The 16,631-nt window shown below is 68.7% G+C and carries 15 protein-coding genes; 5 read left to right on the top strand and 10 right to left on the bottom strand.

All coding sequences use genetic code 11. The features are described 5' to 3' along the window. Window positions 1–8: 8 nt before the first annotated feature. Entirely contained in the window at window positions 9–683 is a 675-nt protein-coding gene (gene purQ, locus BST10_RS09375; RefSeq protein WP_013830498.1) for a phosphoribosylformylglycinamidine synthase subunit PurQ, read from the bottom strand. Then, complete coding sequence (gene purS, locus BST10_RS09370) at window positions 680–919, bottom strand: phosphoribosylformylglycinamidine synthase subunit PurS (protein ID WP_013830499.1); 240 nt, start codon at window positions 917–919, stop codon at window positions 680–682. Before purS ends, purQ begins: the two co-directional genes overlap by 4 nt. Window positions 920–1,002: 83 nt before the next feature. On the opposite strand from purS, the gene BST10_RS09365 reads away from it, so the two are divergent. Continuing rightward, window positions 1,003–1,641, top strand: a complete 639-nt coding sequence (locus BST10_RS09365) for an MBL fold metallo-hydrolase (protein WP_083037548.1) — start codon at window positions 1,003–1,005, stop codon at window positions 1,639–1,641. A 12-nt stretch (window positions 1,642–1,653) separates the two neighbouring features. On the opposite strand, the gene BST10_RS09360 is transcribed toward BST10_RS09365, so the two are convergent. The 6 genes from BST10_RS09360 to BST10_RS09335 form a co-directional block, all read right to left on the bottom strand. Further along, the gene (locus tag BST10_RS09360; RefSeq protein ID WP_083037547.1) at window positions 1,654–3,309 is read right to left on the bottom strand and encodes an FAD-binding dehydrogenase; all 1,656 of its coding nucleotides are present in this window, start codon (window positions 3,307–3,309) and stop codon (window positions 1,654–1,656) included. A 19-nt stretch (window positions 3,310–3,328) separates the two neighbouring features. Continuing rightward, window positions 3,329–4,048, bottom strand: a complete 720-nt coding sequence (locus BST10_RS09355; RefSeq protein WP_083037546.1) for a DUF2334 domain-containing protein — start codon at window positions 4,046–4,048, stop codon at window positions 3,329–3,331. A 61-nt stretch (window positions 4,049–4,109) separates the two neighbouring features. Continuing rightward, window positions 4,110–5,456, bottom strand: a complete 1,347-nt coding sequence (locus BST10_RS09350; RefSeq protein ID WP_083037545.1) for a DUF2254 domain-containing protein — start codon at window positions 5,454–5,456, stop codon at window positions 4,110–4,112. Further along, entirely contained in the window at window positions 5,456–5,944 is a 489-nt protein-coding gene (locus BST10_RS09345) for a glutathione peroxidase (protein ID WP_083037544.1), read from the bottom strand. Before BST10_RS09345 ends, BST10_RS09350 begins: the two co-directional genes overlap by 1 nt. Before the next feature lie 41 nt (window positions 5,945–5,985). Beyond that, on the bottom strand, window positions 5,986–8,133 hold the full coding sequence (locus BST10_RS09340) for a S9 family peptidase (RefSeq protein ID WP_083037543.1): 2,148 nt from the start codon (window positions 8,131–8,133) through the stop codon (window positions 5,986–5,988). Further along, entirely contained in the window at window positions 8,130–9,026 is an 897-nt protein-coding gene (locus BST10_RS09335) for a phosphoribosylaminoimidazolesuccinocarboxamide synthase (protein ID WP_083037542.1), read from the bottom strand. Before BST10_RS09335 ends, BST10_RS09340 begins: the two co-directional genes overlap by 4 nt. 227 nt (window positions 9,027–9,253) lie before the next feature. Here BST10_RS09335 and BST10_RS09330 point away from each other — a divergent pair, with 227 nt between their 5' ends. Genes BST10_RS09330 through BST10_RS09315 form a run of 4 tightly spaced genes read left to right on the top strand, consistent with a single transcriptional unit; the run spans window position 9,254 to window position 14,247 of the window. Further along, on the top strand, window positions 9,254–11,407 hold the full coding sequence (locus BST10_RS09330) for a cellulase family glycosylhydrolase (protein ID WP_013830507.1): 2,154 nt from the start codon (window positions 9,254–9,256) through the stop codon (window positions 11,405–11,407). A 47-nt stretch (window positions 11,408–11,454) separates the two neighbouring features. Then, window positions 11,455–12,093 carry a hypothetical protein gene (locus BST10_RS09325; protein WP_013830508.1) on the top strand — a complete coding sequence of 213 codons (639 nt, stop codon included), beginning with the start codon at window positions 11,455–11,457 and terminating at the stop codon, window positions 12,091–12,093. A 9-nt stretch (window positions 12,094–12,102) separates the two neighbouring features. Beyond that, complete coding sequence (locus BST10_RS09320; RefSeq protein ID WP_013830509.1) at window positions 12,103–12,489, top strand: DUF6394 family protein; 387 nt, start codon at window positions 12,103–12,105, stop codon at window positions 12,487–12,489. Between the two features lie 3 nt (window positions 12,490–12,492). Continuing rightward, window positions 12,493–14,247 carry an NAD-binding protein gene (locus BST10_RS09315; RefSeq protein ID WP_013830510.1) on the top strand — a complete coding sequence of 585 codons (1,755 nt, stop codon included), beginning with the start codon at window positions 12,493–12,495 and terminating at the stop codon, window positions 14,245–14,247. Here BST10_RS09315 and BST10_RS09310 read toward each other — a convergent pair. Continuing rightward, entirely contained in the window at window positions 14,159–15,199 is a 1,041-nt protein-coding gene (locus BST10_RS09310; protein ID WP_083037541.1) for a tellurite resistance/C4-dicarboxylate transporter family protein, read from the bottom strand. The two genes, BST10_RS09315 and BST10_RS09310, sit on opposite strands and share 89 nt — an antisense overlap. Window positions 15,200–15,205: 6 nt before the next feature. After that, window positions 15,206–16,624 carry an adenylosuccinate lyase gene (gene purB, locus BST10_RS09305; RefSeq protein WP_083037540.1) on the bottom strand — a complete coding sequence of 473 codons (1,419 nt, stop codon included), beginning with the start codon at window positions 16,622–16,624 and terminating at the stop codon, window positions 15,206–15,208. Window positions 16,625–16,631 lie beyond the last annotated feature (7 nt).

The raw sequence follows: 16,631 nt of genomic DNA, 5'->3' as shown, positions 1-16,631 counted from the left end.
CGCGCGGCTCAGGCCGCCAGCACCGCGTCCAGTGCGGAGTAGAACAACCCCAGCCCGTCGTCACTGGGACCGGTCAGGGCTTCGATGGCGTGCTCGGGGTGCGGCATCAGACCGACCACCCGGCCGTTGGCCGAGCTCACCCCGGCGATGTCCCGTAGTGAGCCGTTGATGTTGTCCAGGTAGCGGAACACCACCCGGCCTTCGCCCTCCAGCTCGTCGAGCACCTGCGGGGGGGCGACGTAGCGGCCCTCGCCGGACTTCAGCGGCACCAACAGGTCCGCGTCGGCGTCGAACCGGGAGGTCCAGGCCGTCTGGTTGGAGGCCACCCGCAGCCAGACGTCGCGACAGACGAAGTGCAGGCCGGCATTGCGGGTCAGCGCACCGGGCAGCAGCCCGGCCTCGCAGAGCACCTGGAAACCGTTGCAGATGCCCAGCACCGGTAGACCCCGCTTGGCGGCGTCGACGACCTCCCCCATCACCGGGGCGAACCGGGCGATGGCGCCGGCGCGCAGGTAGTCACCGTAGGAGAACCCGCCGGGCACCACCACCGCGTCGACCCCCTTCAGGTCGGCGTCGGCGTGCCACAGGCTGACCGGTTCGGCACCGACGAACCGGACGGCGCGTTCGGCGTCGATGTCGTCGAGGGTGCCGGGAAAGGTGATGACGCCGACCCGGATGCTCACGGCGTCTCCCGGCTGATGGTCCAGTCCTCGATCACCGTGTTGGCCAGCAGCGATTCGGCGATCTCGGCGAGTGCGGCATCGTCGATCGAATCGTCGACCTCGAGTTCGAAGCGCTTGCCCTGCCGCACGTCCGACACGCCGGTGTGTCCGAGCCGGGAAAGCGCTCCGGCGATCGCCTGCCCCTGCGGGTCGAGGATCTCGGCTTTGGGCATCACGTGCACAACCACCCGGGCCACGCGCGCTCCCTACTGTCGATGAGGATCGGTCGCGTCAACAATACCGATGCCCATCCGTGGCGCCGGAGCGCACAATCGTAGGCATGCGACTGACTCACTTCGGCCATTCCTGTCTGCTCGCCGATTTCGTCGACACCACGGTGCTGTTCGACCCCGGAACCTTCTCGCACGGCTTCGAGGGCATCACCGGGCTGACGGCCATCCTGATCACCCACCAACACCCCGACCACGTCGACACCCAGCGGCTACCGGCCCTGATCGACGCCAACCCGGAAGCCGCGCTCTACGCCGACCCGCAGACCGCCGCCCAACTCGGATCGCCGTGGCGGCCGGTGCACGTCGGGGATTCCTTCGAGCTCGGCTCGGTGCGGGTGCGCGGTGTCGGCGGGCAGCATGCGGTGATCCATCCCGAGCTGCCGATGATCGACAACATCTCCTATCTGGTCGGTGACGCCGGGCATCCGGCCCGGTTGATGCACCCCGGCGACGCGTTGTTCGTGCCCGGCGAACCGGTGGACGTGCTGGCGGCCCCGGCAGCGGCGCCGTGGATGAAGATCGCCGAGGCGGTCGACTATCTGCGCGCGGTGGCGCCGCGCGCCGCGGTGCCGATCCATCAGGGCATCATCGCGACCGACGCCCGTGGCATCTACCACGGCCGGCTCGCCGAGATGGGGCGCACCGACTTTCAGGTGTTGCCGCCCGAGAGTGCCGTGGCTTTTTAACCGGCGGTGCCTTTAGGTGATATCGCCGGCGGCTCCCCGGCCGGCGGCACGTCCGGAGAAGATGCACCCGCCCAGGAAAGTGCCCTCCAGCGCCCGGTAGCCGTGCACCCCGCCGCCCCCGAAGCCCGCCACCTCGCCGGCCGCGTACAGCCCGTCGATCGGCTTACCGTCGCCGCCGAGCACCCGGGAGTCCAGGTCGGTCTCCAAGCCGCCCAACGTCTTACGGGTCAGAATGTGCAGCTTGACCGCGATCAGCGGACCGGCAGCCGGATCGGTCAACCGGTGCGGGGCCACCACCCGGCCCAGCCGGTCACCCAGGTAGGCCCGGGCCCCGCGGATCGCGGTGATCTGACCGTCTTTGGAGAACCGGTTGGTCACCTCACGGTCGCGCGCGGTGACCTCGGCAGCCACCGTCGCGTAGTCCAGCGGCGCCACGTCGGGCAGCTCGTTCATCCTCGCGACCAGATCACGCAGCGAATCGGCGCTGACGAAGTCGATCCCGCGGTCGACGAACGCCTGCACCGGCGGCGGTGGCCCCGACCGCGCCCGCGACGCGATCAACTTCCGCAGGCTGCGCCCGGTCAGGTCCGGGTTCTGTTCCTGACCCGACAGCGCGAACTCCTTCTCGATGATCTTCGCGTTGAGGACGAACCAGGTGTAGTCCTGCCCGGAGCGGGCGATGTGCTCCAAGGTGCCCAGGGTGTCGAAGCCGGGATACAGCGGCCCGGGCAGCCGGGCGCCGGCCGCGTCCAGCCACAGCGGCGACGGGCCGGGGATGATCCGGATGCCGTGGCCCGGCCAGATCGGGTCGTAGTTGGTGATGCCCTCGGTGTAGTGCCACATCCGGTCCCGGTTGATCACCCGGCCGCCGGCCGCCTCGGTGATCCCGACCATCCGGCCGTCGACGTGGGCGGGCACGCCGGCCAGTAGTTGTGCGGGGACACGGCCCATCCGCTCCGGCCAGTTCTGCCGCACCAGCTCCAGGTTCCCGCCGATACCGCCGCTGGTCACCAGTACCGCGGGCGCACGGAACTCAAACTGCCCCAACGTGTTCCGTGACGATGCGACACCGCGCGGCGTAGTCGACGGTTCCAGCACACTGCCCCGGACCCCGGTCACCCGGCCGCTTTCGACGATCAGTTCGTCGACCTGGTGGCGGTGTGCGAAGCGGACCCTGGAGCGGCCCCGCAGCCGGCCCGCGAAGATCTCGACCAGCGCCGGCCCGGTCCCCCAGGTGATATGGAACCGCGGCACCGAGTTGCCGTGCCCGATCGCGCCGTAACCACCCCGCTCGGCCCAGCCGACCAGCGGGAAGACTTTCAGGCCGCGGGCGGTCAGCCAGCTGCGCTTCTCGCCGGCCGCGAAGTCGACGTAGGCGTGCGCCCATTGGCGCGGCCAGTGGTCCTCGGGCCGGTCGAAGCCCGCGGTGCCCAGCCAATCCTGCAGTGCCAGTTCATGGCTGTCGCGCACCCCGAGCCGCCGCTGCTCGGGGCTGTCGACGAAGAACAGGCCACCGAAGGACCAGAATGCCTGCCCGCCCAGATTCGCGCTGTTCTCCTGGTCGATGATCAATACCCGCTGGCCGCGCTCCACCAGTTCGCAGGCCGCCACCAGGCCGGCCAGACCCGCCCCGACGATGATCGCGTCGGCGTCCGCCCTATCGCTCATGGCGTTCCAGGGTAACGACTCAGGCGCTCAGCTCCGAGGCCACGTCGGCTACGTCGGCCGCGACCGGCCACCGGTAGGGCACCGGTCGGCAGCCGTAGCCCAGCGCCGTGTCCACCGCGTCCAGCATGGCCGCCACCACGCCGGGTTGGCTCAGCTGTCGAGCACCCACCGAGAGCCGCACCACCCCGCCGCGGCGTGCGATGCGTTCACTGGTCCCCACCACCATCCGGCACCACCAGGGCGCGGTCAGAAAACCGGCCCCGACGCCGACCACCCGGGCCCGCACCGTGCGGTCGAGCACCAGGTCGGTCATGGCGTGCAGTCCGGCAAGAAGGCGGAACCCGTTGCGCGGCAATGCCAACACGGTTCCCGGCGATACCGTCCAGCCCGGCGCGGCGAACAGCCGGGTGCGCAACCCGAGGTGTTCCAGCACGCGGTCGGCGCCCAGTAGCCGCAGGTTGGCCTCGTGCGCGGGCAGGGTGGCGAACTCGCCGCGACGCTTCTTGGTGGCCGCCTCATCGAAACCGTGCAGCACGATCGCGGCGCCGGCTGCCCGCCGTTGCGTCAGCCAGTCGACGGTGCCCGGGTCACGGTCGAGCCGGTAGTCGGCGCCCAGCCGCGGTGCCACCAGCAGCGACACCGGTACGGCGCGGGTGTCCAGTTGCGCGCAGAACGCCTCGGCATCGGCGCGGCTACGTGCACCGATGCCCGAGACGGAGACGATCAACTGGCCGGTCACGCCATCATTGTGGCCGGTGCAGGTGACCGGCCGGTGACATCGGGAAAGACGTCAGCCGGCGTTACGGGTTCATCCGGCGGCGACGACTGTGGTTGGCCGGGTCGGTGCTGTTGGCGGCGATCGCCCGCAACCGTGCCAGGTCGCGGGGATGCAGGTTCGGCATCTTGGCAAGCGAGTCCAGCAGCAGGTCGGCCTGCTCACGCAGCGCGGGAAGGTGCTCGGGACGGCCGGCCTCCTCGACATGACCGGCCAGCATCCGCAGCACCCGCAAGATCGCGGCCGCCACCATGGGCTGAGCCGGTGCGACCTGACGGAGCTGATCGAAGCCGTGCGCGATGTACTCCTTGGCGTTGAGGCCCCAGGGCCGCAGCAGTATCCGCCCTTCCGGGCCGGCTACCGCCACCAGCGGCAACGGCGCCACCAGCAGGCGGCGCAGCAGGCTGCCGACGCGCAGCGTCGCCTCCACCGCGGTGGTGGGGTCGTTGATCGCCGAACTCAGTGCGCGCAAGCCGATGTCGACGAGCTGGCGGAACGCGAAGTCGACGTCTTCCTGCATGGTGCGGCTGTCGCTGACGGCGATCGCCCTGGTCAGCTTCTGCCGCACCCGGTCCGGGTTGTCCGGCGCCGGCCAGATCGTGACCAGCGGCTGGCCCAGGTGAATGTAGGCGCCCACTCGGGTGTCCAACCGGATCTTGGTGTTCGGTGGGATGGCGGCCAGCAGCCGCCGGGTGTCGACCCGGCTGATCCAGCCGTTGCCCGGCGAGGTCAGTCGCAGCGCGTCCCGCGGAGCGTCCATGTCGGTTTCGGGGGCCGGTTGCTCATCGGCTGCGGCGGCCATGACGGTGTCGATCACCATCGAGCCCTCCGCCGCGATCTCCCGCACCACCTGACCGACCTCGAGCCGATGGGCCAGGTGGTCGATGTGGGCGATGATCGTGATCACCGTGACGATCGTCAGCACGACCGCGACCGTCACCGTCACCGGCGGCGCGCGGTGCGGCGAGGATCCGTCCAGATCCGGCAGGCTCAGCACGCAGTACACGAACGTCGCGACCAGCAGGCCGATCACGACCTGGCTGAGCCGATCCCGGATGAACCAGCGCATCACCCGCGGCGACAGCTGCGAACTGGCCAGCTGCAGGCTCACGATGGTCAGCGAGAAGATGACCCCCGCGGTGGTGATGGTCGCGCCGGCGATGGTGGACAGCAGCCAGGTGGCCACCCCGCTGTCCATCTTCAGCAGGAAGCGGGGCGACGGGCCGACGTGCCGATCGAGCACTCGGCTGCCGACGGCCAGCAGCATGCCGCCGAACACGATCAGCAGCGGCAGCAGAAACAGACTCTCGCGAAACCGGTAAGCCAGCGCCAACGCCCGCACACTCGGGAAGCGCTCCGAGCTGGGACGCATCAGCTTGGCAGGACCGCCTCGATGGCGGCGATCACCTCGGGCGCATCGGGCACCGTGGTGGGCCGGAAGCGATTTGCCACCACCGTCCCCGGAGCGAGCAGAAACTTCTCGAAGTTCCATTGCACGTCGCCGGCGGTGCCATCGGCGTCGGCGGTCTTGGCCAACTCGGCATACAGCGGGTGACGATCATCGCCGTTGACGTCGGTCTTGGCCAGCAGCGGAAACGTCACCCCGTAGGTGGTCGAGCAGAAGTCCTGGATCTCCTCGGCGGTCCCGGGCTCCTGACCCATGAACTGGTTGCAGGGCACCCCCAGCACCGTCAGACCGCGGTCGGCGTAGTCCCGGGCGAGCTTCTCCAGGGCGCTGTATTGGGGTGTGAGCCCGCATTTGGACGCGACGTTGACGACCAGGACCGCTCGATCGGCGTAGTCGGCCAGGGACGTGGACCGGCCGTCGAGGGTGGTCAGCGGGATATCGGCGAGGCTCATGGCCGCGAGGTTACCCGTTGCCGGTGGCGACTGCGATCAGCTCAGCCCGATCGGTGTTCGCCGGGAACGTCGCAGCCGGCCATGGCCAGCAGCCAGGCGTAGCAGAACGCGGTTTCCTTCCAGCGTTCGTACCGCCCGGAGATGCCGCCGTGGCCGGCGCTCATCTGGGTTTTCAGCAGTACTTGGCCGGCGTCGGTCTTGTTGTGGCGCAGCGCCGCAACCCACTTGGCCGGCTCGACGTAGAACACCCTGGTGTCGTGCAGTGACGTCATCGCCAGGATGGGCGGGTAGTCCCGGGCCGTGACGTTCTCATACGGCGAATAAGACTTCATGTAGAAGTAGACGTCCTTGTCGTCCAGCGGGTTTCCCCACTCATCCCACTCGGTGACCGTCAGCGGCAGCGACGGGTCCAGGATGGTGGTCAGCGGGTCGACGAACGGAACCTGGGCCACCACGCCGGCGAACAGTTCCGGTGCCAGATTGGTGACCGCGCCCATCAACAGTCCGCCCGCACTGCCGCCCATCGCCACCAGGCGCCCCGGTTCGCAGACCCCGGACTCGACCAGGTGGCGTGCCACGGCGACGAAGTCGGTGAAACTGTTCTTCTTCTCCAGCAACTTGCCGTGCTCGTACCAGAGCCGGCCCAGTTCGCCGCCGCCGCGGACGTGCGCGACGGCGAAGACCATGCCCCGGTCCAACAGCGACAGTCGGGCGATCGAGAACTGCGGGTCCTCACACATCTCGTAGGCGCCGTAGCCGTAGAGCAGGGTCGGCGCCGGTAGCTCGATGCCGGCCCGGTGCACGACCGAGACCGGGATGCGGGTGCCGTCCTCGCCGTAGGCCCAGTCGCGGTACTCCACATAGTCTTCGCGGCGGTAGTCCCCGAGTACCGGCTGTTCCCGTAGCAGTGTGCGTTCGCCGGTCGCGAGGTCGATGTCGTAGATGCGAACCGGCGTGATGAACGACGTCGCACCCACCCGGAGTTTGGGGCAGTCCCAGTTCGGGTTGGCCGCCAGGCCCGAGGAGGTCAACTCGGTGTCGAATGTGATCTCCTGCGGCGGTGAATAGTCGCCGTCGCTGCTGATCGGCCACAGCTGCAGCCGCGGCAGCCCCTCGGCGCGGTAGCCGACGACGAGGTGGTGCGCGAAGGCGTCCACTCCGTCGAGCCGGACGTCATCGGCTCCGGCGATCAGGGTCTGCTGCGCGGCCGGGTTCCCCGCGTCCGCCACGGGCACCTGCACCAGGGTGAAGTTGACCGCGCCGTCATTGTGCAGGATGAGAAACCGGTCGCGGCCGTCGAGGATCGCATGCTCCACCGAGTACTCGACGCCCTCGCGGCGGGGCAGCACCACGGTGAACTCCGCGTGTGGGTCGGCGGCGTCGGCGTAGTGCACCTCGGAGGTGACCGCCGAGCCGGCGGCGATTAGCACGTAGGCGTCACTGCGGGTGCGCCCCACCGACAGCCAGAACCGCTCGTCATCCTCGTGATAGACCTGCTCGGCGGGTTGACCGGCGCCGATACCGTAGCGCCACACCGTGTCCGGGCGCCAGGCCGCGTCGACCGTGACGTAGTAGACGGTGCGGCTGTCGGTCGCCCAGGTCACCCCCGCGCCGATTCCGGCGATCTCGTCGGGGAACAGTTCGCCGGTGCGAAGATCCTTGAATCGCAGCGTGTATCGCTCGTCGCCGACGACGTCGACGGAGTATGCCAAGATGTTGCCGTCCGGACTGACACCGGCGGCGCCCAGTGCGAAGAAATCGTGCCCCTCGGCTTCGGCGTTCTGGTCCAGCATCAGCTGCTCGCCGGGGATCTCGATGTCCCCGGCGAGTCGAGGTGGATCCCAGTCGTCGGGCGAGCTGACGGGACAGCGGCATTGGACGCCGTATTGCTTACCTTCGAAGGTGCGGGCGTAGTACCACCAGTCGCCGCGCCGGGTCGGCACCGACAGGTCGGTTTCCTTGGTGCGGGCCTTGATCTCGTCGAAGACGCGTTGCTGCAACGGTTCCAGGTGCTCGGTAGCGGCGTCGGTGTAGGCGTTCTCGGCTTCCAGATGAGCGATCACCGCGGGGTCGGACTTGTCGCGCAGCCATTCGTAGGGGTCGACGAAAACGTCCCCGTGGTGGGTGCGGGTACTGTGCACCCGCTTGGCCGACGGGGGATCCGGCAGCGTTCGTGAACCGTCGGTCATGCCGCGTGGCCGACCCAGTCATCGAAGGACAGGCCCGAGATCCGTTCGTAGGCCTCGATGTAACGGGCGCGGGTGGCGGCGATGATCTCGTCCGGCAACGGCGGAGGCGGCTCGGTACCGGCCCTATCCCAGCCCGAGTCTGGGCCGGTGAGCCAGTTGCGGACGAACTGTTTGTCGAAGCTCTCCTGCACCACGCCGGCCCGGTACTGATCGGCTGGCCAGTACCGCGACGAGTCGGGGGTGAACACCTCGTCGGCCAGCAGCAGGTTGCCGTGTTCGTCGACGCCGAACTCGAACTTGGTGTCGGCGATGATGATCCCCTTCGTCAGCGCATGGTCGGCCGCCTGCAGGTAGACCTGCAGGGTGCGGTCGCGCAGCTGGCCGGCCCGCACCGGGCCCACCAGGTCGATCACCCGAGCGAACGGGATGTTCTCGTCATGTTCGCCGATCTCGGCCTTGGTGGCGGGGGTGAACAGCGGGTTGGCGAACTTGCTGGCCTCCACCAACCCCGGCGGCAGCGGGATGCCGCAGACCGATCCGCTGCGCTGGTAGTCCAGTAGGCCCGAGCCGGTCAGGTAGCCGCGCGCCACACACTCGATCGGCATCATCTGCAGTTCGTGCACCACCAGCGCCCGGCCCAGCACCTCCTCGGGGACGCGCGGATCGTCGGGCGGGCCCGCCAGGTGGTTGGGCGCGTCGACCAGGTCGAAGAAGAAGACGCTCATCGCGGTGAGGATGCGCCCCTTGTCGGGGATCTGGCTGTCGAGGATGTAGTCGAACGCCGAGATCCGGTCGGTGGCGACGAACAGTAGGTGGTGGTCGTCGATCCGGTACAGTTCGCGGACTTTGCCGCTGGCCAGGTGCTGATAGTCGGAGAGCGCGGGACGCGACATTGCGCCAGCCTAACCGGGCGAACATGCGCGACGCGCCGGCGGCGGGCGCGTGGGCACTCCGCAAGGCGGGGGATCCCCGAACCACTGATGGGGCCGCCGCATCAACCTGGCCGAGTGGCCGGTCGTCCACAAACCCGGACAACGACCCAATCATCGCCTACAGTTATTTGTTAGGCTTCTCACACCTGACTCATATTTAAAATCCAGCCGCGAGGGATCGTCCAGCCATGGCTCACGCACACACCGTCTCGGAGAATCGCCGGCCGCCGCGGCTGAGCGGCCGCACCCGACTGGCCGGCGCGGCCGTGGTAGCCGGGGTGTCGTTCGGGTTCGGCCTGGCCCCGGTGAGCGCCCCGACCGCTCACGCCGAGGTCATCGAGGACGCCTTCGACCAGCTGCTGGCCGGGATCGCCGCCGACTGGGGCGACCCGTTTGCGGCGTCGGCCACCAGCTTCGACTTCACCGACTGGTTCCAGCACTCGATCTACCTACCGGTGCACGACGGACTGCAGCAGTGGCTGGACAGCACAGCCGGCCAGCAGGTGGCCGAGTTCCTCAACGGGTTCGGCTCGCATGTGATCGGTGACGGGGCCGCCGGCACCGCAGACAACCCGAATGGCGGCGCGGCCGGTTGGTTGTTCGGCGATGGCGGCGCCGGCTGGGACAGCGACCAGGCCGAGGTCGGCGGCGGAACCGGCGGCGCGGCGGGACTGTTCGGCAACGGAGGCGCCGGCGGCGCGGGCGGTGCCGGGGCTCACGGCGGCGCGGGCGGGGCCGGCGGCTGGCTGCTGGGCAACGGTGGCGCCGGCGGCGACGGTGGCGCCGGCGGTGACGGCGGTGACGGCGGCAACGGCATCGGGCTGTTCGCCGCCGGCGGGCACGGCGGTGACGCCGGCGACGGCGACAGCATCAGGTCCGTTGCCGGGCACCCGGTGCCGGCCCTGGGCGGGGCCGGCGGCAACCCGGGGGTGGCGGGCACCCACGGCGCGGTCGGCGCCTTCGGCACCGCGGGCGGCGGCCCGCCCACCGGAAGCGGTGCCTTCAGCACCGCCGGCACCTGGCTCACCGACGCCGACGGCCGGGTGCTGATCCTGCACGGCGTCAACGAAGTCAACAAGGGTGCGCCGTTCACCCCGGAGGCCAACCACTTCGACGAGCAGCACGCCGCGTACCTGGCCGCCAACGGCGTCAACGCGGTGCGGGTCGGGATCATCTGGGCCGGGGTCGAGCCCAACCCCGGCGAGATCGACTATGGGTACCTGGCGTCGATCAAGGCCACCGTGGACCTGCTCGCCAAGCACGGCATCGTCAGCGTCCTCGACATGCACCAGGATCTGTACAGCGACACCATCACCGGCATCGGTGACGGGGCGCCGGAGTGGGCAGTGCAGACCGGCGATGCGCTCAACATCAACTTCGGCTGGCCGTGGAACTATCCGCTCAACTTCGCGGTGAACCACGCCTGGGACGCGTTCTGGACCAACTCCGCAGCACCGGACGGGATCGGCCTGCAGAACCACTACGCCGCGATGTTCCAAGCTGTCGCCGGCTACTTCAACGGCAACCCGAATGTCGCCGGCTACGAGATCATGAACGAGCCCTGGCCGGGCTCAGGCTATCTGTCGACCGCGTTCGGCAACCCGTTCTTCGACACCCAACAGCTGTCGCCGTTCTACGACCAGGTGACCGCGGCGATCCGGTCGGTCGACCCGACCACCCCGATACTCTTCGAACCCAACACGCTGTTCGGCAACCTGCCGGTGCCCACCCACGTGACCCCGCCGGACGATGACAACCTCATCTTCGCGTTCCACAGCTACTGCCCGTGGTTCGAGGTCCTGGGCACCGACATCGGTTGCTCGGCCTACGAGGGCTTCATCATGGATCAGGCCGCCGCCTACACCCAGACCCACGGCCTGCCGGGGATGCTCACCGAGTTCGGCAACACCACCGTTCCCGGCGTCATCAGCAACGCGACCGGCGCCGCCGACAAGCACGGATTCGGCTGGCTGTTCTGGGATTACAACAACGTGCTGGTCGGTGACATGGCGCAGCCGCCGACCGGGGACAACGTGGCGACCGACGCGATGCTCACCCTGGCCGCGCCTTACCCGCAGGCGGTGTCGGGCATCCCGGGCACCTGGTCGTTCACCGAAGGCACCTTCGCGTTCAGCTACTCCACCGCAATGGCCGACGGCTCCGGCCAGTTCGCCGCCGGCGCGCACACCGACATCTCAGTGCCGACCAGCATCTACCCGGACGGCTACCAGGTGGTGGTCACCGGCGGCGAGGTCGCCTCGGAGCCGAACGCCCCGGTGCTGGTGATCGCCTCCGACGCCGGCGCTTCCGTCGTCACGGTGACGGTGACGCCCAACAGCTGAGCCGCACCACCGCACCAGACGGCATCAACTGTGCTGGGATCAACGACATGACGTCACGGTTGCTGCCCTACGCCACCTCCCCCGGCCGCCTGCTGGCTCAGTTGTTCAGCGACGCCATCGTCGCGGTCTGGACCTTCCTGTGGGTGCTGGTCGCGCTGGCCGTGCACGGGGCCGTCGCCACCATCGCCGGGGTCGGACGGCAGTTCGAGCAAGGCGCCAACGGGGTGGCCGAGAGCCTGGCCTCGGCCGGGCACAGCGCGGATCGCATTCCGCTGGTGGGCGATGCGGTGAGCAAGCCACTGACCGCGGCCGGCGAGGCGGCAGTCGACATCGCCGGCGCCGGCCACAACCTGAACACCACCGCCGGCTGGCTGGCCTACCTGCTGGCGATCGCGGTGGCGGCGCCACCGATCCTGGCGGTCGCGATGCCGTGGCTGGCGTTGCGGCTGCGATTCTTCCTGCGCAAACGGGCGGTGCTGGCGCTGGCCGCCACGCCGGCCGGCCTGCAGTTGCTGGCACTGCGCGCGCTGGCGAACCGGCCGCACCGCGCGCTGACCGCGGTCAGTCCCGACCCGGTCGGCGCATGGCGGCATCAAGACCTCCCCGTGATCGCCGAACTCGCCGCCGTCGAGCTACGGTCTGCCGGGCTGGCGCGACATCCCCGATCCCTGAGCGCGGCGAGTTAGGCTGCGGTCGTGAACCTCGAGAAGGTGGTTTTCGGTTTCTTTGTGTTGCTAGCGGCGACATTGAATTTCGGGTTCTTCGTCGGCGACATCGGCGACCCGCTCATCCACAATCCGTGGGAACTCTTCCTCGCCCTCATCGTCGCCTTCATCACCTCGATCCTGAAGTTCGGTGACCGCACCCAGCTCGGAGCGGTCCATCTGGCGACGAGCCTGGTCGCGCTGCTGCAGCTCGCCGGCGCAGCGACGATGTGGGTTTACTACACCCAGGTGTCCAGCTACGGGCTGGACGCACATGCCATCGCCAGCGTGGTGTCGCTGTCCGGCGGGGCGCTGTTGGCCAACATCGTGTCGGTCACGCTGCTGGTGGTCGAAACGGCGTCCTTCAGACGTCGATAGCAGATGCCCAACTCCCTGCACCTCTTGGCGTTCTGGACCCGGCGACCGAACAAGCCGCGGCCCAAGCCGATCCGAGTCCCGACGACGGTCGAGACCACCGAGGTCATCTTCTTGTTCATGCGGCGGATGCGCGCACCGTTCATTGTCGTCATCGCCATGTTCAGCGTCTGCACCACCGGCTTGATGCTGATGCCCGGTGTCGATGCGCAGGGCAATCCCTACCGGCTGACCGTCTTCGATGCGTTCTACCAGATGACGATCACGTTGACGACGGTCGGCTACAGCGAGGTGCCTCACGCCTTCAGCTACCCGCAGCGGATGTGGCTGTCGATGTCGATCTACCTGGTCGTGATCAGCTGGGCCTTCGCCATCGGCGTCTTCTTCTCCGTCATCAACGACACCGCCTTTCAGGACGCCATCGCCGCGCAGCGGTTTCGCCGGCAAGTCCGCCGGATGGTCGAGCCCTTCGTCATCATCGCCGGCTACGGCCAGGCCGGCCGGGCCGTCGGCGCCGAACTCGACGAACACGGGCGCCGGTTCGTCGTCATCGACAAACAGGAATCCAGAGTCGCATCGGTGACATCGGGGCAACTCAGTTCCGACGTCCCGGCGATCGAGGGAGATTGCGCCAGCCCGCCCGTGCTCGGCGTGGCCGGCCTCGCTCACCGCGACTGCGAGGGCGTCCTGGCCTTGACGAACGATGACGACGCAAACCTCGCGGTGGTGATGACCGTGGCGCTGCTGCGGCCTGAAGTGCCCGTGTTCACCCGCTGCAGCGACCCGAAGATCCAGGCCCGTATCGAGCGCTTCGCTCCGGCGGGAATCATCAACCCCGCTGACCGGTTCGGTGACTACCTCGCGCTGTCCATTCATCGCCCGGTCAATCACCAGCTGCTTCGCTGGCTGATGGACAACGAAGAAGACCAGCTGCCGCCATTGCGGCGGGGACTGGCCACCGGCCGCTGGGTGGTCTGCGCCGACCCCGAGTTCGGTGACGAACTGGTACGTGATCTCACCGCCAGCGGGCTGGCCGTAGACCTCGTCGACCCCGCCGAGGATGAACTCGACGTCGCCGATGCCGTCGGATTCATCGCCGGGACGAATAGCGACACCACGAACATCGCCGTAGCAGAGCAGGCAAGGTTGGCCAACGCGGACGTCTATCTGGTGGTCCGCCAACAGACCAACGCCAAGAAAGCCCTGCTCGACGCGTTGCAGATCGACTCGGTTTACATCGCGCCCGAGCTCGTTGCCCGCGAGGTCCTGGCCCGAACCCTCACACCGGTGTTCTGGAGCTTTGTTGAACACGCCTTCGGGCGCGATGAAGCTTGGGCCACCAGGGTGCGCGACCACCTGCAGGAGACCTGCGGGCGGCGCACGCCCAGTCGTGATGTCATCGTGTTGTCGGCCGAGCAGGCTCCGGCGATCGCGGACTGGTTGCGACGTGGGGAGACGCTGACGTTGGGCGATCTCATCCGCCGGCCCGACGACCGGGAGGTGCGGTTGCCGCTGGCCGCGTTGGTGCTGATGCGAGACGGTGCGCCGACGTTCATGCCGGACCCGGACACCACACTGGCGCTCGACGACCAGGTGCTGCTCGTCGGCAAGCCCGAGGGGCTGTCCCAGGTGCGCGAGGTGTGCAACTACCCTGCCACGGTGGAGTACCTGGCTACCGGCCGCGACGTGCCCTTGACGTGGGTATGGGCCAGGCTGACCGCGCGGATGCGCCGCCGCGCCGATGCAGCGCGGCCGCACTGAGGGCTCGCGCGCGCAGCAACCCGGCGACTGCCACGATCAGCCAGGCGGTCAACGCGTTCCAGTAGAACACCAGCGACAGGGTCTGCAGTGCGGGCATCCGCAGTTCGGTGGCCATCGCCCCGGTGGCCACCGAGTACATCCCCAATGGGAATACCAGCGCCCACCACGCGCCGGTCAATTTGAGGACCGCCGGGCGCCGGTTGATCCGGTGCAACACGAAGTAGACCAGCGGAGGGATCCATAGGCTGGCCGCTACCCAGGTCACGGCGGTGACGGCCCGTACGGCCCCGGCCGGCCAGCCCACCGCCACGCCGTAGATGGTGTGACCGGCCAGGGTGGCGATCGCCAACGCCCCCATCAGAATCCAGTCGTCCGGTTCGAGGCCGTCCCGGTCTTTGCGCTCGTGGACGGCGCGCCACAGGATCAGCCAGGTCATCGCGATGTAGATCGCGATCGCGAGCAGCCAGACCGCCATGGCCACCGCCGTCCAGCCGCGATCACCGGTGTGCCGGGCGACCTGAGCGGCGAGGATCGCCAGCCCCGATGTCCCGACGCTGGCCAGTTCCCAGGCGCCGTGGGCACTGCCACGCAGCGCGACCCGACCACCGGCAGCCAGGTTGCGGCACGTCAAGATCAGCAACACCAGCCACGCCGTCAGCGCAATCGCGCCCAGCATCCGCACCACCACCGGGTGGGTGACAAGCCGCGAATCCAGCACCGCGCACGCGGCGACGAACGTGAACAACCGCAGCGTCACGTCGGGGTCGCGAAGGTCCCAGCGGGTGACGGCGCGCGCTGCGACTGCCCCCAACACCACCAGCAGACCGGTTGCCAGTACCCCCAAAGTGTCTGAAAGCCACCAATATTGATGATTGCGGGCGGCAATCGACAAGATGCCGGTGGCCATCACCGCCGCGAAGGCGTCCGGTCCCGGCCACCGCGTCACGCTCATGCGCGGTTAGAGAATCGCGCCTGGAACGTAGCCGGCCGCCGACGGATACCGCTCGACCAGCGCGGTGACCTCCGCCATCATCTGGTCGACCTGGTCGGCAGCCGCACCGGTGAACGCCTGCCGGTCGGCGATCGCCACATCGAGGGCGGCGCGGTCCAGCGGCAGCCGCTCGTCGGCGGCCAGCCGGTCCAGCAGGTCGGGTTCGGCGCCGCGTTCGCGCATCGCCAGGGCGACGGCCACCGCGTGCTCCTTGATGACCTCGTGGGCGGCTTCTCGACCCATCCCGGCGCGCACCGCGGCGATCAGCACCTTGGTAGTGGCCAGGAACGGTAGGTAGCGGTCCAGTTCGCGGGTGATCACCGCCGGGTAGGCGCCGAATTCGTCGAGCACGGTCAGGAACGTCTCGGTCTGTCCGTCGATGGCGAAGAACGCATCCGGTAGCGCGACTCGGCGCACCACCGAACAGAACACGTCGCCCTCATTCCACTGTGCGCCGGCCAGTTCGGCGGCCATCGACGCGTAGCCGCGCAGCACCACCTGTAATCCGTTGACCCGCTCGCAGCTTCGGGTGTTCATCTTGTGGGGCATCGCCGACGAGCCCACCTGGCCGGGCGCGAAACCCTCGGTGACCAGTTCGTGACCGGCCATCAGCCGGATGGTGTGGGCCAGCGACGACGGCCCGGCGCCCAGTTGCACCAGCGCGGACACCACATCGTGGTCCAGCGATCGGGGATAGACCTGGCCGACACTGGTCAAAACCGTGGAGAATCCCAGGAATTCGGCAACTCGGCGCTCCAGTTCGGCGAGCTTGGCGGTGTCGCCGTCGAACAAGTCGAGCATGTCCTGGGCGGTGCCCATCGGGCCTTTGATACCGCGCAGCGGGTAACGGCCGATCAGCTCTTCCAGCCGCTGCAACGCGATCAGCGTCTCCTGGGCGGCCGAGGCGAACCGCTTTCCCAGCGTGGTGGCCTGGGCGGCGACGTTGTGGCTGCGCCCGGCCATCACCAGCTCACGGTTGGCCTCCGCGTGCAGAACCAGCCGGATCGCGACTGCCACGCCGTGTCGGTGCACCAGCCTCAGAGACTGCAGGATCTGCAGCTGTTCGACGTTCTCGGTCAGGTCGCGGCTGGTCATGCCCTTGTGGACGTGCTCATGGCCGGCCAGCGCGTTGAACTCCTCGATGCGCGCCTTGACGTCGTGGCGGGTGATTCGCTCGCGGGCGGCGATCGACTCGAGGTCGACATTGTCGAGCACGGCCTCGTAGTCGGCGATCGCTTCCTCGGGTACCGGCACGCCGAGCTCGGCCTGCGCCCGCAGCACCGCCAGCCACAGTCGGCGTTCGGCGACGATCTTGGCCCGCGGCGACCAGATGTCGGTCATCGCGGCGCTGGCGTAGCGGGTGGCCAGCACGTTGGGGATGCTCACGAGCAGC

It is taken from the genome of Mycolicibacter algericus DSM 45454, from assembly GCF_002086455.1.
Classification (GTDB): Bacteria; Actinomycetota; Actinomycetes; order Mycobacteriales; family Mycobacteriaceae; genus Mycobacterium; species Mycobacterium algericum.
The sequence above is the reverse complement of the archived record's forward strand: the minus strand, read 5'-3'. Positions and strand labels throughout refer to the sequence as shown.

Bases quoted from the DNA above. Each gene is read 5' to 3' on its own strand.
- BST10_RS09340 (WP_083037543.1), bottom strand. From the start codon at position 8,133: ATGACCGACGGTTCACGAACGCTGCCGGATCCCCCGTCGGCCAAGCGG.
- BST10_RS09330 (WP_013830507.1), top strand. From the start codon at position 9,254: ATGGCTCACGCACACACCGTCTCGGAGAATCGCCGGCCGCCGCGGCTG.
- BST10_RS09350 (WP_083037545.1), bottom strand. From the start codon at position 5,456: ATGCGTCCCAGCTCGGAGCGCTTCCCGAGTGTGCGGGCGTTGGCGCTG.
- BST10_RS09345 (WP_083037544.1), bottom strand. From the start codon at position 5,944: ATGAGCCTCGCCGATATCCCGCTGACCACCCTCGACGGCCGGTCCACG.
- BST10_RS09315 (WP_013830510.1), top strand. From the start codon at position 12,493: ATGCCCAACTCCCTGCACCTCTTGGCGTTCTGGACCCGGCGACCGAAC.
- BST10_RS09360 (WP_083037547.1), bottom strand. From the start codon at position 3,309: ATGAGCGATAGGGCGGACGCCGACGCGATCATCGTCGGGGCGGGTCTG.
- BST10_RS09365 (WP_083037548.1), top strand. From the start codon at position 1,003: ATGCGACTGACTCACTTCGGCCATTCCTGTCTGCTCGCCGATTTCGTC.
- BST10_RS09335 (WP_083037542.1), bottom strand. From the start codon at position 9,026: ATGTCGCGTCCCGCGCTCTCCGACTATCAGCACCTGGCCAGCGGCAAA.
- BST10_RS09325 (WP_013830508.1), top strand. From the start codon at position 11,455: ATGACGTCACGGTTGCTGCCCTACGCCACCTCCCCCGGCCGCCTGCTG.
- BST10_RS09310 (WP_083037541.1), bottom strand. From the start codon at position 15,199: ATGAGCGTGACGCGGTGGCCGGGACCGGACGCCTTCGCGGCGGTGATG.